Genomic DNA, 14,780 nt, shown 5'->3' with positions numbered 1-14,780 from the left:
TTCCCTGGTGGCTGCAGCCATCGTCTCAGCCTTGTCGCTGGGCGTGGCGCAAGCCGCCACTGTGCGCATTGCCAACCAGGGGGATGCCTTGTCGATGGACCCGCATTCGCTCAACGAGTCGCTGCAACTGAGCGTAACCAACAACATTTACGAATCCCTGGTGGGCGTGAGCAAAGACCTGAAGTTTGAACCCGGTCTGGCCGTTTCGTGGAAGCAAACAGCGCCCACCGTCTGGCGCTTCGAGCTGCGCAAGAACGTGCGCTTTCATGACGACACAGCTTTCACCGCCGACGACGTGGTGTTTTCTTTGAACCGCGCTGCAGGCGAAGGCTCTGACATGCGCAGCAACACCAACGACATCAAGGAAGTGCGCAAGATCAACAGCCACACCATCGAGATCGAGACCAAAGCCCCTTTCCCCATCCTGCCCAACGTCTTGTCCACGGTCTACATCATGAGCAAGAAGTGGTGCGAGGACAACCAGGCCGTTCGCCCGGTAGACCGTCGCAAAGGCATTGAAAACGCCGCCTCATTCCGCGCCAACGGCACAGGCCCTTACCGCCTGCGTGAGCGCCAGCCCAACATCCGCACCACCTTTGTTCGCAACGGCAATTACTGGGGCAAGATTGAAGGCAACGTCGACAATGTGATCTTCTCCGTGATCGCTAACGACCCGACCCGTGTGGCGGCTTTGCTGTCGGGCGAGATCGACATCATGGAGCCGGTGCCCGTGCAAGACGTGCCCCGCATCAACAGCGGCGCCAACACGCGTGCCTTGGTGGCGCCCGAGTTGCGCACCATCTTTTTGGGCATGGACCAAAAGCGTGATGAACTGCTTTACTCCAGCGTGAAGGGCAAAAACCCCTTCAAGGACAAGCGCGTGCGCCAGGCTTTCTACCAGGCCATCGACATCGAAGGCATCAAGCGCACCGTGATGCGCGGGGCCTCCAACCCCAGCGCCCTGATGGTCGGCCCCGGCATCAACGGTTACAGCCCCGACCTGAACAAGCGTTTGCCTTTTGACGCAGAAGCCTCCAAAAAGCTGCTGGCCGAAGCCGGTTACCCCACCGGCTTTTCGGTGGACATGAACTGCCCCAACGACCGCTATGTGAACGACGGCCAGATCTGCGAAGCCGTGGCCGCCAACTTGGCGCGTGTCGGTGTCAAGATCAACCTGAAGGCCGAGACCAAGGGCACGTATTTCCCCAAAATCTTGCGCCGCGACACCAGCTTTTATTTGCTGGGCTGGACACCCAGCACCTATGACGCACACAACGCGCTGAACGCACTCATGCGTTGCGTGGACGACAAAGGTACAGGCCAGTTCAACTTGGGCGCTTATTGCAACCCCAAGGTGGATGAGCTGACCGTCAAGATCCAGAGCGAAACCGACCAAACCAAGCGCAACGCCATGATCCGTGAGGTGTTCCAGTTGCACAACGACGACATTGGCCATTTGCCTTTGCACCAGCAGGCCTTGGCCTGGGGCACCAGCAAAAAGGTCACGCTGGTTCAGCGCGGTGACAACTACATGCCCTTCAAGTCCATCAGCATCAAATAAGCAATGAACGCATTGAAACGCTGGCTGAACAGCGATGTGGGTTACAGCTTCCGCCAGTCGCCCACGGCGATGGTGGCGGCTGCCATCGCCTTTGTTTGCCTTTTTTGTTCGGTCTTTGCCGGCTGGGTGGCCCCCACCAACCCGTTTGACTTGGCCACGCTGGAGCTGAGCGACGCCCGCTTGCCCCCTGCGTGGCTGGACGGCGGCAGCACCAAGTTCTTGCTGGGCACCGATGACCAGGGCCGCGACATTTTGTCGGCCCTGATTTATGGTTCGCGCATCTCTTTGGTGGTGGGCCTGGCTTCGGTGGTCTTGTCGGTGGTGGTGGGTGTGGGCATGGGTTTGCTGGCCGGTTTTCGGGGCGGCTGGATCGATGCCTTGCTCATGCGTTTGTGCGATGTGATGCTGTCTTTCCCGGCCATTTTGGTGGCCCTCTTGATTGCGGGTGTGGGGCGTGCCCTGTTTCCCAATGCGCACGAGTCGCTGGCTTTTGGGGTGTTGATCATCTCGATCTCGCTCACCGGCTGGGTGCAATACGCCCGCACGGTACGCGGCACCACCCTGGTTGAGCGCAACAAAGAATATGTGCAAGCCGCCCGCGTGACGGGTGTGGCCCCCTTGCGCATCATGTTCAAGCATGTGCTGCCCAATGTGATGGGCCCGGTCATGGTGCTGGCCACCATCCAGGTGGCCACGGCCATCATCACCGAGGCCACACTGTCCTTTCTGGGGGTGGGCGCACCGCCCACATCACCCTCGCTGGGCACCTTGATCCGGGTGGGCAACGACTATTTGTTTTCGGGCGAATGGTGGATCACGATTTTCCCGGGGCTGATGCTGGTGCTGATCGCCCTGTCGGTCAACCTGCTGGGTGACTGGTTGCGCGATGCGCTGAATCCGAGATTGCGATGAGTCTTTTACAAGTCAAGAATTTGGTGGTGGAGTTCCCCAGCCGCCACGGCACTTTGCGTGCGCTGGACGATATTTCCTTTGACATCTCACCCGGAGAAATTCTGGGGGTGGTGGGTGAGTCGGGTGCGGGTAAGTCGCTCACCGGTGCGGCCATCATCGGCCTGCTGGAGCCACCGGGCCAAGTGTCCAGCGGCCAAATTTTGCTCGAAGGCCAGCGCATTGACCACCTCAATGCCGACCAGATGCGCCACATTCGGGGCCGCAAGATCGGTGCGATTTTTCAGGACCCGCTGACCTCGCTGAACCCGCTCTACACCATTGGCCGGCAACTGACCGAGACCATATTGGCCCACCTGCCGGTCACGCCCAAAGAGGCCCGGCAACGCGCCATTGACCTGCTGAAAGACACTGGCATTTCTGCGGCCGAAGAACGCATTGACCACTACCCGCACCAGTTCTCGGGCGGCATGCGCCAGCGTGTGGTGATTGCCCTGGCCCTGGCGGCCGAGCCGCAACTGATCGTGGCCGATGAACCCACCACGGCCCTTGATGTGTCCATTCAGGCGCAGATCATCAGCTTGCTCAAAAAGGTCTGCAAAGACCGTGGCGCCGCCGTGATGTTGATCACGCACGACATGGGCGTGATCGCCGAAACCTGTGACCGCGTGGCGGTGCTCTATGCCGGGCGCGTGGCCGAAATCGGCCCGGTGCACCAGGTCATCAACCACCCGGCCCACCCTTACACCGCAGGCCTGATGGCCTCGATTCCTGACATGGACAGTGACCGCGAACGCCTGAACCAGATCGACGGCGCCATGCCGCGCCTGAACGCCATTCCCACTGGCTGCGCCTTCAACCCGCGCTGCCCCAAGGCCTTTGACCGCTGCCGGACAGAGCGGCCCGAGCTGGTGCAGGCGGGTGCCAACCGCGCGGCCTGCTGGCTGCACGACGGGAGTGCCGCATGAGCGACACAAAACCTCAGACACAGACCCAGCCCTTGGTCATTGCGCACGATCTGGCCAAAACCTTTGACGTCTCGGCCCCTTGGCTGAACCGTGTGATTGAGCGCAAACCGCGCCAGATGCTGAACGCTGTGGATGGCGTGAGCTTCGAGATCGAGCGCGGCAAAACCCTGGCCCTGGTGGGCGAGTCCGGCTGCGGCAAAAGCACCGTGGCACGCTTGCTGGTGGGCCTGTACGAGCCTACGCGCGGGGGCCTGACGTTTGACGGGCAAGATGCCCATGCGGCCTTCAAGTCGCCCGATGCCCAAAAGATGCGCCAGCGCATCCAGATGATTTTTCAGGACCCCTATGCCAGCCTGAACCCGCGCTGGACGGTGGACAACATCATTGGCGAGCCGCTGAAAGAGCATGGCCTGATTCATGACGCGGACGAGCTGAAAGCCCGTGTGGCCGAGTTGCTGCAGTCGGTGGGTCTGTCGCCGCTCGACATGGTCAAGTACCCGCACCAGTTTTCAGGGGGTCAGCGCCAGCGCATCTCGATCGCGCGGGCCTTGGCCACGGCGCCAGAGTTTTTGGTCTGCGATGAGCCCACTTCGGCGCTCGATGTGAGCGTGCAGGCGCAAGTGCTCAACATCATGAAAGACCTGCAGCGCGCGCGCGGCCTGACCTATCTGTTCATCAGCCACAACCTGGCGGTGGTGCGCCATGTGAGCGACCAGGTGGGCGTGATGTACTTGGGCCGGCTGGTGGAGTTGGCCGACAAGCACACCCTGTTTGGTAACCCGCAGCACCCGTACACCAAGATGCTGCTGGACGCGATTCCTAAAATGCACGACACCGGCCGTGCCCGCACGCCCGTGCAAGGCGAAGTGCCGAATCCGCTGAACCCACCCACCGGCTGCACCTTTCACCCGCGCTGCCCGCAGGTGACCGACATCTGCCGCTCAGAGCGCCCTCCGCTGCGCGACTTCAAAGGCATCAAGATCGCCTGTCACGCGGTGGTGTGAGCCGACTTGATCGGGCCTGAACCCTGGCGTCATGCCGGACCCACTGGCACCACGTTGATCGCACAGACGTAAAAAAAACCCACCGTGTTGCCACGGTGGGTTTTTTAGTCTTTTAACTCTCAACTGGCTTGCGCCAGGGGGGAATTAGAAGGAGTGAGTCATACCGATGTCGAAACCGGAAGAGCTCTTGTCGGCCACGCCAGTTGCACCGCCCAAGGCAGCTTTAGCTCCGCCAGAGTTGGAGACGTTGGCGTATGTCACGTAAGCACGTGTACGCTTGCTCAGGCTGTGCACATAACCGATAGCGGTTTGCTTGCTCTCAGCAGTGCCTGTCTCGTAAGTGGAGTAAGAGGCACGGATCAAACCAGCACCCATAGGAGCTGCCACACCCAACAACATGCCGTCACCCTTGACGGTGCCCAGCTCATCCTTGGTCACTTGAGCCATCAAAGTTGCAGGACCAAAGTTGTAAGAAGCACCCAAGTTGGTCATGGTCATATTGCCAGCAGCAAATTTGGTTTGACCATAGCCCAATGCAGTCGACAAAGCGCCTGCGTTGTAGCCAACGCGGATACCGGAGCCGTCACCATCTTTGGGTGTTGCAGAGTCGGAAAGATTTTCACCGTAATACATTTGAACTGCAGCATGCAAACCAGCACCACCGCCAGCATAAGTTGCATTGGCAGCGTGGTTGTACAAATAGGTCACACTGTTTGAAGCGCGAACAGCTGTACCTGTGGTGCTAGCGGTGGTACCGCCCAAAGCGACACTGTTAGCCATGGCGCGGTTTGTACCCACACCGTTGGTGCCGAACGGATCGTAAGCAGTCCAGTTCCAGAACTGAGGCGTGTAGTCACGGCCCAAACGAATTTCACCAAAACCGCCAGTCAAAGAGACTGTGGAACGGCGATTGAATGTCAGACCTTGAGTACCGGTGGTGGTAACTGCACCGCCAGTTGCGGAAGTTGCGCCAGTACCAGTGGATTGGTTATTGGTGGAAGTTGCACCACCAGCACCTGAGTCGTTGCTCACGCCGGCTTCCAACCAGAAGCTGGCAGACATGCCGCCGCCGAGGTCTTCAGTACCACGGAAACCGAGTTGTGAAGAGCTGATACCGGAACCAACCAAACGGGTGACCGAGTTCGCATCGCTGGTGCCACGAGATACGGCAGCATCAACAACACCCCAGATAGTGACAGTGGATTGTGCGAATGCGGAAGTGGCAGCAACTGCAGCCAGAGCAGTTAGATTGCACACATAAATTACTGCATGCATTCTACAGTGTCGTGCTACATCCTATACATTTCTAGATTATGAAAATCACCCCTTTACTGGCGCCCCTTTGCGCCAGCCTCAGAGACTTCATGGCCAAGCCGATGGACATTATTCGTTTGTCAGGTGAGTCGGCTGTGGCCATTCTGGACACCAATAAGCCCATTTTTTATGTCGTGAGTCCATTGGTGTGGGAGCAAATGGCCAACGCCAGAGTGCTGGGTGAAAAGGCCGTGGCGCAGTCCGAATTGACGGGCTCGGTGCTGACGCAGGGCGCCATGCGGCTGAACCGATTTGATGCCTTGGCCGAACAGTTGCTTGAAGTGGAAGGCCAGCGGGTCAAGCGGGGTGAGTTGAGTGCCGCCTCGGTGGGTATCTTGCGCAACCGCCTGGATGCGCATGTGCTGCCTTTCTTCAAATACATCCCGCCGTCACAAGTGACACCCGCCTTGATGGATGCGTTTGTCAAGCGTTTGACCGATTTTCAGATGAGTTCCACCACGGTGTCGCAATACCTGGTGGTCATTCGCAAACTGCTCAAGTTGGCCATTCGGCATGGTTTTTTGAGCGAAATTCCAGAGCTGCCCGAGGTCAAGGTGGCCAATCGGCCGCGCTCCATGTTGAGTTTGCAGGACTATGCGGCCGTGGTTCGCACGGCTTACCGGTTGTCCCGCCTGGGGGTTAAGGCGCCAGAGGTCAAGGCATCCACAGGGCACCGCGAACGCTTTTGGGTGGCGCCGCGCAATTTGAGTCTGGCCCCTGACATGGCCTGGGCGATCCGCTTCATGGTGAACAGTTTTGTGCGGCCGGGTGATTTGCGCCAGCTCAAGCACAAGCACGTGCAAGTAGTCAGGGGCGAAAGCCTGTATTTGCGGCTGAACTTGCCCGAGACCAAACGCCACGATACGCCCATGGTGACCTTGCGCCCCGCCGTGCAGGTGTATGAATCTGCCTTGGCGCATGGCCAAAGCCTGGGCTTTGGCAGGCCTGATGATTACGTCTTTTTGCCGGGAGAATTAGACCGGAATTACGCCTTGGCGGTGTTGGGTTTCTGGTTCAAGTGGGTGATGCGCGAGGCGGGTGTGTCGCCGGTGGATTCGTTGGGCCGTTTGCGCACGCTTTATTGCCTGCGCCACACCTCCATCATGTTCCGCCTCTTGTATGGGCAAGGCATCGACATGCTGACCCTGGCCCGCAACGCCCGCACCTCGGTGCAGATGATTGAGCGCTTTTATGCCTCGGCACTCGATGGCGAAATGAACGTGGCCATGCTGCAAAGCCGGCGGACCCAAAGGAAAAAGGCTTGACCGGGGGGCTTGCCTTTGGCGCGCATGGATGGCCTTGTACGCGTGTACGACAGAACGGGCGTGGGTATGACCGCCGGTCCCGTCAGCGCGTGGCGCGGTAGCGCTTCCAGAGCGGTGGCACGATCAACAACAGCGCAGCCACTGCCATCAAACTGCCTGACAGTGGCCGGGTGAAGAAGGTGGACCATTCGCCCTGGCTGATGGTCAGGGCCTGGCGCATCGATTGCTCACCCAATGGGGCCAGGATCAAACCCACGATCAAGGGTGCTGCCGGAAAGTCAAAGCGGCGCATGACATAGCCCAGCAAGCCGAAGACAAACAGCAAGCCCACGTTGAACACCGAGTTGCCGGCGCCATAAACCCCTGCTGTCGAGATGACGATGATGCCCGCATACAACCAGGGCGGCGGGATCTTGAGCAGCTTGACCCACAGGCTGACCAGCGGCAAGTTGAGCACCAGCAAGATGACGTTGCCGATGTAGAGGCTGGCAATCAGCGTCCACACCAGGCTGCCTTGCTGGCTGAACAACTGCGGACCGGTCTGGATGCCGTAGCCTTCAAATGCCGACAACATGATGGCTGCCGTCGCTGAAGTGGGGATGCCCAGTGTGAGCAAGGGCATCAAGACCCCCGCAGCCGCAGCATTGTTGGCGGCCTCTGGGCCGGCCACGCCTTCGATGGCGCCGTGGCCAAACTCTTCGGGGTGTTTGGAGAGTTTTTTCTCGGTGTAGTAAGACAGCAAGGTGGGCAACTCGGCTCCGCCGGCAGGCATGGCACCGATCGGGAAGCCGAAGAAGGCACCCCGCAACCAAGCTTTCCAGGAGCGCGCCCAGTCTTGCTTGCTGAGCCACAGACTGCCTGACATTTTCATGACCTCGCCAGCTTTGGCTTCGCGGCCTTGCCAGGCCAGGTAAAGCGCTTCACCCACCGCAAAGAGGCCCACGGCGGCCACGGTGACTTCGATGCCGTCCAGCAATTCGGGGCGGCCAAAAGTGAAGCGGGCTTGCCCGGTTTGCAGGTCCACACCCACCATGCCCAAGAGCAAGCCCAAGCCCAGCGCCACCAAGCCGCGCAGCATCGAGTTGCCCAGCACGGCCGATACGGCCACCACCGACAAGACCATCAGGCTGAAGTATTCGGCCGGGCCAAAAGCCAGCGCGGCATCGACCACCCAGGGTGCTACAAAGGTCAAAGCCAGGGTGCCGATGGTGCCCGCCACAAAGCTGCCAATGGCCGCTGTGGCCAGTGCCTGGCCTGCGCGGCCGTTGCGGGCCATTTTGTTGCCCTCGAGCGCGGTGACCACCGCGGCTGACTCGCCCGGGGTGTTGAGCAAGATGGAGGTGGTGGAGCCGCCATAAGCGGCGCCGTAATAAATGCCTGCGAACATGACGAACATGCTGGTGGCGGGCACGTGGTAGGTCAGGGGCAGCAGCAAAGCGATGGTGAGGGCCGGGCCAATGCCGGGCAACACGCCCACCAGCGTGCCGATGAAGCAGCCGACAAAACCCCACATCAAGGTGGTGGGTTGCAAGGCAATGGCAAAGCCACCCATCAGGGCGTCAAAAGCTTCCATGGGGTATCCGATCGAAAAACGTGAAAACGTCGAGGCTGAGCGTTCAGAACGCAGCGTTGTGCGGGCCTAGAGCTGAGTCAAATCAGCCAAGGCAGTGCAGGGCCCAGGCCCACGCCCAACAGTTGGGCAAAGACAAACCAGAATGTGCTGGCGACGGCGCCGCAGACCAGGGCCGACTTGAGGTTCAGGGGGGCATCAAAAGCACGGGCTACGCCCATGCCGCACAGCGTGCCGGGGATGACGAAACCCAAGGGAACCACCAGGGCAATGAAGGCTGCTCCACCCCCCAGCAGGCTGAGCACCCGGCCATTCGCGCCTGGCAAAGGCGATTGGTCGGGTGCGTGGCTTTCGTCGGTTTGGCGACCGCGCCAGGCGCTGATGCCATACAGCACAGCCAGCACGCTGAGTGCGGCCACGATCACACCGGGTGCCAGCACGGGGCCAACGGTCATCTGCATCATGGATTCAGGAATGACCGTGACTTGCCATGCGGCCACCCCGCAAAGGGCGACCAGCAACAGTGCAACGCGTAAGGGGGTCATGCCAGACCCAGTTCCTTCATGAGCACCATTTTTTCTTCGATGTCCTTGGCCAGTTCGCGTTCAAACGGGCGCTCGGTCATGAAGGCGTCGGTCCACTTGCGGGTTTCGAGTTCTTGGCGCCACTGGGCGGAGGTGTTGAGTTTGGTGACGAAGTCGATCATGGCTTCTCGCTGTGCAGCCGAGATGCCGGGCGGCGCAAACACGCCGCGCCAGTTGGATTCGGTGACGTTGATGCCCAGCTCGGTCAGGGTGGGCAAGTTCACGCCAGGAATGCGGCGCTTGCCCGAAACGGCCAGCGGGATCATGCGGCCTGCCTTGATTTGCTCTTCAAATTCGGAGTAACCCGAAATGCCTGCCACCACCTGGCCGCCCAAAATGGCCGCGTTGGCTGGGCCGCCACCTGCAAAAGCCACATAAGCGGCTTCACGCGGGTTTTTGCCCAGGGCCTTGATGAGCATGCCCAAAATCAGGTGGTCGGTACCGCCAGCACTGCCACCAGCGACCGAGACGGCTTTGGGGTTGGCCTTGATGGCGGCTTCGAGTTCTTTCCAGGTCTTGATCTTGCCGCTGGCAGGCACCACGATCACGCCGGCTTCTTCGGTCAGGCGGGCGATTGGGGTCACGTCCTTGATGGTGACGGGGCTTTTGTTGGCAATGCCCGCACCGATCATGACCGAGCCACCAATCATCAGGGTGTTGCCCTGGCCTTTGCGCTGGTTGACAAAGCGGGGCAGGCCGACCATGCCGCCTGCGCCGCCCACGTTTTCAAATTGCATGTTGCCGACCAGGCCTGCGGCCTTGGCAGCGCGCTCGATGGACCGCGCGGTGCCGTCCCAGCCGCCGCCGGGTGCGGCAGGCACGAACATGTTGATGCTGGCAATGAGCGGCTTGGCCTGAGCCCAGGCGGGCAGAGTGAACGATGCGCCAGCGGCAGCGCCGAGGGCCAGGAAGTCGCGTTTAGAAATGGACATGAGGGTCTCCTGTGTAAAAATGAAAAAACACAAAGCCGGGCACGTGCCTTGGGCAGATGCATGGATTTTGGTGTTGGCGCTGGCGCCAAACTGTCAAACACCTGTCAATTGCGTTCGGTAAAAACCCTCTAATTCCACATGACGCCCAAAATTTTGCTGGTGGAAGACACGCCCGACATTGCCTTGTGGCTGGGCACTGCCTTGCGCCAGGGCGGCATGGCTGTTCACTTCGCCACCGATGGGCTAGAGGCAGATCGCTGCCTGCAGCCCAGGCACGGGTTTGACGCCGTATTGCTCGACTTGCAGTTGCCTGGCCAGGATGGTCTGAGCGTTTTGCAAGCTTTGCGTGCAAGGGGCGATGCGGTGCCCGTCTTGATCTTGACGGCCCGGGCCAATGTGCCCGACCGCGTGCTGGGGCTGAACATGGGGGCCGATGACTATTTGCCCAAGCCGTTTGACCTGAGCGAACTGGAGGCCCGTTTGCAGGTTTTGTTGCGCCGCCATGGCCGCGCCAAATCCAGCGCGCTGCGTTGGGGACCGCTTGAGTTGCAGCCCGAGACCGGTGCCGTTCACCTGCATGGCCAGATGCTGGCACTGACCAAACGCGAAGCTGCCGCGTTGCGGGTGTTGCTCGAGTCGCCCCAGCGCACCGTCAGCAAAGAGACGCTGCATGCCGAGGTGTTTGCCGACGAGGCTACCGGGCTGGACGCGGTGGAGGTGCTGATTTACCGCTTGCGCAAAAAACTTGAAACGGGGGCGGCCCAGTCTGGGCAGCCCTTGAACGTGATGATCACCACGTTTCGCGGCATGGGGTACATGCTGACCTTGCCTTCAGGGCAGGCTTGACATGTCTTCTTTTCACCCACGCCAGGCCCACGCTGCTGCGTCTTTGCGCACGCGACTGCTGGGCTGGATCTTGCTGCCACTGGCGGGGCTGATCGGCATCAACGCCTGGGTGGGCTATGGCAACGCGGTGCAGGCGGCCAATGAGGCGTATGACCGCTCTTTGTACCTGGCCGCCCGCACCTTGGCCGAAGAACTGGAGTGGCGCGATGGCCGCGTTCAGTTGGACGTGATGAAGGCCGCAGGCTATCTGTTTGAAAACCACACCGGCTCGCGCTTGTTTTACAAAGTGACCACGCCAGCAGGGCAATGGCTGGCGGGTGTGGCGGCCTTGCCCGATGCCCCTGTGCGCGCCCTGTCAGCGGTGAAATATTTTGCATTGGTGCAGTTCGACGATGGGCAATACCTGAACCAGCCCGTGCGGCTGGCACAGCTGACGCACGTCATGGAAGACGCAGGCCTGAGTGAGCCTCTCATCAAAATCACGGTGGCCGAAACCATGGAGGCGCGCCAGCAACTCATTCAGCGGATTTTGTGGGACACCTTGAGCAGCCAAGGCCTGTTGTTGCTGGCAGCTGCGGGTTTGGTCATTTGGGGTGTGCAGCGAGGCATTCGGCCATTGGAGGCTTTTCGCCAACAACTGGCGAACAAGGCTGCGGACGATTTTTTGCCCATTCAGCCGCCCGACTTGCCGCGTGAATTGCGGCCCCTGATGGAGACGCTCAACGGTTACCTGGACCGGTTGGGGCGACTGATCGAGATCCGCAAGCGTTTTTTGGACAATGCCGCGCACCAGTTGCGCACACCGCTGACAGCGCTCAAGACCCAGCTGGCGCTGGCCCAGCGCAACGCCGAGCCCCAACAAGCGCAGGCCTTGCTGTCGGCAGCGCGTCAAACCACCGACGACGCGGTGCGCCTGACGGAGCAGTTGCTGGCCATGACGCGTGTGGAGCACGCCCGCGAAATGCACACCCCGCAAACCGTCGACCTGGTGGGCCTGGCCAGACGGGTCACGCAAGAGCATTTGCTGCGCGCCCACCAAAAAGGCGATGACCTGGGGCTGGAGGTGCAAGTGGCGCATTGCGAGGTGCAGGCGGTTGACCTTTTGCTGCACGAGGCCGTGAGTAACCTGATCGACAACGCCATTCACCACGGGCCGGCAGGCACGCACATCACCGTGCGTGTGGGCGAGCGCTGGTTTGAAGTCGAAGACGATGGCCCGGGCATCGCCCCCGAGCACCAGGCCCATGTGTTTGAGCGCTTTTACCGTGCAGCCCCTTCGGGCGTGCCTGGCAGTGGTTTGGGCCTGGCCATCGTGAAAGAAATTGCCAGCCAGCACGGCGCCGAGGTGAGCGTGCGCAGCCCAGTGAGCAACGAGCGCGGCACGGCGATACGAATGCACTGGCGCGCCTGAGGCGCGCCGCGCCCAGGCTTCAGGTGTAACGTTTGCTGCGCAGGTTGTTTTTCATGTCGCGCAGCACGGGCTGCAACTCTTCACCGATGCGCAGGGCGACTGTGGTGGCCAGAATATCGATGATCAACAGGTGCAAAAGGCGCGAAACCATGGGGCTGTATTTGTCGTAGCCCTCGGGGTGATCGGCGGTCAGATGAATGTTGCCGGCACCGGCCAGTGGCGAGCCGCTGGCGGTGATCACGATGGTGGTGGCGCCTTGCTTTTTGGCGATGTCGCAGGCGTCCATCAGGTCGCGGGTGCGGCCCGAGTTGGAGATGATCACGGCGCAGTCGCCTGGCCGGAGCATGGACGCGCTCATGACCTGCATGTGGCCGTCGCTGTAGGCGATGGCGTTGACGCCCAAGCGAAAGAATTTGTGCTGTGCGTCCTGGGCCACGATGCCGGAGTTGCCCACACCGTAAAACTCGATGCGTCGGTTGGTCTTTTGGGTGGCGGCCAGGGCTTTTGCCGCATGTTCCAAAGCAAAAAAGCTGGCGTCGTTGCGGTACTTCAAAAACGCCGCCACGGTGTTGTCGATCACCTTGACCGCGATGTCGCTGGTCTTGTCATCTGCATCGACACTGCGGTGAATAAAGGGCACGCCCTCGCTCACACTGCCCGCCAGTTTGAGCTTGAAGTCGGACAGGCCGTCGTAGCCCATGCTGCGGCAAAAACGCACCACGGTTGGTTTGCTTACATGCGATCGGTCGGCCAACTCGCTGACAGGCAGGTTGGCAAAGGCGCGCGGGTTGGCCAGCACCAGCTTGCCCACACGTTGCTCGGCTGGGGCCAGGGAGGGCAAAGAAGCCTTGATGCGTTCGAGCATGGTGTGGTGTCTCCGGTTTAAGTTTCTTCGCTCCAGCAAAAGCTGTCGCGCGCAATCATGGCGCTGGATGCGCTCGGTCCCCAGGTGCCTGCGGCGTAGGGGCGCGGGCCGATGCTGTCGTCTTTCCAGTGTTGCAGGATCGGCTCGACCCAGCGCCAGGCTTCCTCCTGTTCGTCGCTGCGCACGAACAGGTTCAGGCGGCCCTCAAGCACATCGAGCAACAGGCGTTCATAGGCGCCTACGCGCTCGCTGCCAAAGCGTTTGTCAAAGTCCAGGTCCAGGTGCACCGGGCTCAGGGTGACGCCACCACTTCCCTGGCCGCGCTTGCTTTGGCCTTGGGCAAAAAGGTGCAGCTCCAGCCCGTCTTTGGGTTGCAGGTGGATGACCAGTTTGTTCACCTGCCCCACTGGACTTTTAAAAATCTCATGCGGTGTGGGTCGGAAATTGATCTCGATGTGCGCCTCGCGTGAGGCCATGCGCTTGCCGGTGCGGATGTAAAAAGGAACGCCCGCCCAGCGCCAGTTGGCGATTTCTGTGCGCAGGGCCACAAAGGTTTCTGTGCTGCTGGCCGGGTTGACGCCTGGCTCGTCCCGGTAGGCGGGCACGGCCTTGCCGTCAATGTTGCCGGCGCTGTATTGGCCACGGATGACGTGCTGGCTGAGTGTTTCGGGTGTCCAGCGCTTCAAGGCGCGCAGCACCTTGAGCTTTTCATCGCGAATGGCGTCGGCGTGGGCATTGATGGGGGGCTCCATCGCGATGGCGCACAGCAGTTGCAAAGCGTGGTTTTGCACCATGTCGCGCAGTGCGCCAGTGGTCTCGTAAAAGCCGCCACGTTTTTCCACGCCCAGCTCTTCGGACATGGTGATCTGGATGTTGGCGATGTGCTCGCGGCGCCATAAAGGCTCAAACAAGGCATTGCCAAAGCGCATGGCAAACAGGTTTTGCACCGCGGGCTTGCCCAGGTAATGGTCGATGCGAAAGATCTGCTGCTCTTTGAAAACACGGCCCACCGCCTCGTTGATGGCGCGGTTGGAGGCCAGGTCGTGGCCCAGCGGTTTTTCGAGCACGATGCGCGTCTTGGGGGTGTTCAGGCCGTTGGCCGCCAGTTGTTCGCACACCGTGGTGAACAGGCTGGGGGCGGTGGACAGATACATCACCACGGTGTCTGTTTCGCGCTCAGCCAGACGGGCCGACAGGGCGGCATAGGCCTCGGGCTTGGACAAGTCCATGCGCACATAACAAAGCAGGCTGGCAAAGCGGGCGAACTCTTCGGGCTTGGGGCGTTTTTCGCCTTCGACCTGCTCAAAGCGTGACTGGATTTGCGCGCGGTACTGTGCGTCGCTCAGGTCGTCACGGCCAATGCCAATGATGCGGCCTCCTTCGGGGAGGGTGTCGTGCCTATAGGCCTGAAACAAGGCGGGCATGAGTTTGCGCCAGACCAGATCGCCCGTGCCGCCAAAGAAAACCAAATCAAATGCCATGATGTTCTTGAGTTACATGAAAAATTGATTTGTAATGTAACTTTGTTTCATCGATAATTCAAGCAGTTTT

At 60.5% G+C, this 14,780-nt stretch carries 13 protein-coding genes; 7 read left to right on the top strand and 6 right to left on the bottom strand.

Annotated elements, in window-relative coordinates:
• Window positions 1–7: 7 nt before the first annotated feature.
• From ACIQ3A_RS10705 to ACIQ3A_RS10690, 4 genes are read left to right on the top strand one after another with little or no spacing between them, the layout of a single operon-like run.
• The gene (locus ACIQ3A_RS10705) at window positions 8–1,561 is read left to right on the top strand and encodes an ABC transporter substrate-binding protein (protein ID WP_396431729.1); all 1,554 of its coding nucleotides are present in this window, start codon (window positions 8–10) and stop codon (window positions 1,559–1,561) included.
• 3 nt (window positions 1,562–1,564) lie between these two features.
• On the top strand, window positions 1,565–2,473 hold the full coding sequence (locus ACIQ3A_RS10700) for an ABC transporter permease (protein WP_396431728.1): 909 nt from the start codon (window positions 1,565–1,567) through the stop codon (window positions 2,471–2,473).
• Window positions 2,470–3,438: an ABC transporter ATP-binding protein gene (locus ACIQ3A_RS10695; RefSeq protein WP_396431727.1), complete on the top strand. Its 969-nt coding sequence runs from the start codon at window positions 2,470–2,472 to the stop codon at window positions 3,436–3,438. Before ACIQ3A_RS10700 ends, ACIQ3A_RS10695 begins: the two co-directional genes overlap by 4 nt.
• Entirely contained in the window at window positions 3,435–4,442 is a 1,008-nt protein-coding gene (locus ACIQ3A_RS10690) for an ABC transporter ATP-binding protein (RefSeq protein ID WP_396431726.1), read from the top strand. The genes ACIQ3A_RS10695 and ACIQ3A_RS10690 overlap by 4 nt, the downstream gene beginning before the upstream one ends.
• Window positions 4,443–4,586: 144 nt before the next feature.
• Here the strand turns inward: ACIQ3A_RS10690 and ACIQ3A_RS10685 are convergent, their stop codons facing one another.
• Window positions 4,587–5,717 (bottom strand): porin, encoded by a 1,131-nt coding sequence (locus ACIQ3A_RS10685; protein WP_396431725.1) that lies wholly within the window; start codon window positions 5,715–5,717, stop codon window positions 4,587–4,589.
• 38 nt (window positions 5,718–5,755) lie between these two features.
• Here ACIQ3A_RS10685 and ACIQ3A_RS10680 point away from each other — a divergent pair, with 38 nt between their 5' ends.
• Entirely contained in the window at window positions 5,756–7,021 is a 1,266-nt protein-coding gene (locus ACIQ3A_RS10680; RefSeq protein ID WP_396431724.1) for a phage integrase SAM-like domain-containing protein, read from the top strand.
• 82 nt (window positions 7,022–7,103) lie between these two features.
• On the opposite strand, the gene ACIQ3A_RS10675 is transcribed toward ACIQ3A_RS10680, so the two are convergent.
• The 3 genes from ACIQ3A_RS10675 to ACIQ3A_RS10665 all read right to left on the bottom strand — a co-directional run bounded on the left by ACIQ3A_RS10675 (window position 7,104) and on the right by ACIQ3A_RS10665 (window position 10,107).
• Window positions 7,104–8,594, bottom strand: a complete 1,491-nt coding sequence (locus ACIQ3A_RS10675) for a tripartite tricarboxylate transporter permease (RefSeq protein ID WP_108407853.1) — start codon at window positions 8,592–8,594, stop codon at window positions 7,104–7,106.
• 77 nt (window positions 8,595–8,671) lie between these two features.
• On the bottom strand, window positions 8,672–9,136 hold the full coding sequence (locus ACIQ3A_RS10670) for a tripartite tricarboxylate transporter TctB family protein (RefSeq protein WP_396431723.1): 465 nt from the start codon (window positions 9,134–9,136) through the stop codon (window positions 8,672–8,674).
• Window positions 9,133–10,107: a Bug family tripartite tricarboxylate transporter substrate binding protein gene (locus tag ACIQ3A_RS10665; RefSeq protein WP_396431722.1), complete on the bottom strand. Its 975-nt coding sequence runs from the start codon at window positions 10,105–10,107 to the stop codon at window positions 9,133–9,135. Before ACIQ3A_RS10665 ends, ACIQ3A_RS10670 begins: the two co-directional genes overlap by 4 nt.
• Before the next feature lie 138 nt (window positions 10,108–10,245).
• On the opposite strand from ACIQ3A_RS10665, the gene ACIQ3A_RS10660 reads away from it, so the two are divergent.
• Both ACIQ3A_RS10660 and ACIQ3A_RS10655 read left to right on the top strand, forming a co-directional pair.
• Complete coding sequence (locus ACIQ3A_RS10660) at window positions 10,246–10,953, top strand: response regulator transcription factor (RefSeq protein WP_396431721.1); 708 nt, start codon at window positions 10,246–10,248, stop codon at window positions 10,951–10,953.
• Between the two features lies 1 nt (window position 10,954).
• On the top strand, window positions 10,955–12,364 hold the full coding sequence (locus ACIQ3A_RS10655; RefSeq protein ID WP_396431720.1) for a sensor histidine kinase N-terminal domain-containing protein: 1,410 nt from the start codon (window positions 10,955–10,957) through the stop codon (window positions 12,362–12,364).
• Between the two features lie 19 nt (window positions 12,365–12,383).
• On the opposite strand, the gene ACIQ3A_RS10650 is transcribed toward ACIQ3A_RS10655, so the two are convergent.
• The gene (locus ACIQ3A_RS10650) at window positions 12,384–13,229 is read right to left on the bottom strand and encodes a MurR/RpiR family transcriptional regulator (RefSeq protein ID WP_396431719.1); all 846 of its coding nucleotides are present in this window, start codon (window positions 13,227–13,229) and stop codon (window positions 12,384–12,386) included.
• Between the two features lie 17 nt (window positions 13,230–13,246).
• Entirely contained in the window at window positions 13,247–14,710 is a 1,464-nt protein-coding gene (zwf, locus tag ACIQ3A_RS10645) for a glucose-6-phosphate dehydrogenase (RefSeq protein WP_396431718.1), read from the bottom strand.
• Window positions 14,711–14,780 lie beyond the last annotated feature (70 nt).

The sequence above is a fragment of the Limnohabitans sp. genome, assembly GCF_044361985.1.
Lineage (GTDB): Bacteria > Pseudomonadota > Gammaproteobacteria > Burkholderiales > Burkholderiaceae_C > Limnohabitans_A.
The sequence above is the reverse complement of the archived record's forward strand: the minus strand, read 5'-3'. Positions and strand labels throughout refer to the sequence as shown.

Coding starts and splice junctions, on each gene's coding strand:
- ACIQ3A_RS10700 (WP_396431728.1), top strand. CDS start 1,565: ATGAACGCATTGAAACGCTGGCTGAACAGCGATGTGGGTTACAGCTTC.
- ACIQ3A_RS10695 (WP_396431727.1), top strand. CDS start 2,470: ATGAGTCTTTTACAAGTCAAGAATTTGGTGGTGGAGTTCCCCAGCCGC.
- ACIQ3A_RS10690 (WP_396431726.1), top strand. CDS start 3,435: ATGAGCGACACAAAACCTCAGACACAGACCCAGCCCTTGGTCATTGCG.
- ACIQ3A_RS10685 (WP_396431725.1), bottom strand. CDS start 5,717: ATGCATGCAGTAATTTATGTGTGCAATCTAACTGCTCTGGCTGCAGTT.
- ACIQ3A_RS10680 (WP_396431724.1), top strand. CDS start 5,756: ATGAAAATCACCCCTTTACTGGCGCCCCTTTGCGCCAGCCTCAGAGAC.
- ACIQ3A_RS10675 (WP_108407853.1), bottom strand. CDS start 8,594: ATGGAAGCTTTTGACGCCCTGATGGGTGGCTTTGCCATTGCCTTGCAA.
- ACIQ3A_RS10670 (WP_396431723.1), bottom strand. CDS start 9,136: ATGACCCCCTTACGCGTTGCACTGTTGCTGGTCGCCCTTTGCGGGGTG.
- ACIQ3A_RS10665 (WP_396431722.1), bottom strand. CDS start 10,107: ATGTCCATTTCTAAACGCGACTTCCTGGCCCTCGGCGCTGCCGCTGGC.
- ACIQ3A_RS10660 (WP_396431721.1), top strand. CDS start 10,246: ATGACGCCCAAAATTTTGCTGGTGGAAGACACGCCCGACATTGCCTTG.
- ACIQ3A_RS10655 (WP_396431720.1), top strand. CDS start 10,955: ATGTCTTCTTTTCACCCACGCCAGGCCCACGCTGCTGCGTCTTTGCGC.
- ACIQ3A_RS10650 (WP_396431719.1), bottom strand. CDS start 13,229: ATGCTCGAACGCATCAAGGCTTCTTTGCCCTCCCTGGCCCCAGCCGAG.
- zwf (WP_396431718.1), bottom strand. CDS start 14,710: ATGGCATTTGATTTGGTTTTCTTTGGCGGCACGGGCGATCTGGTCTGG.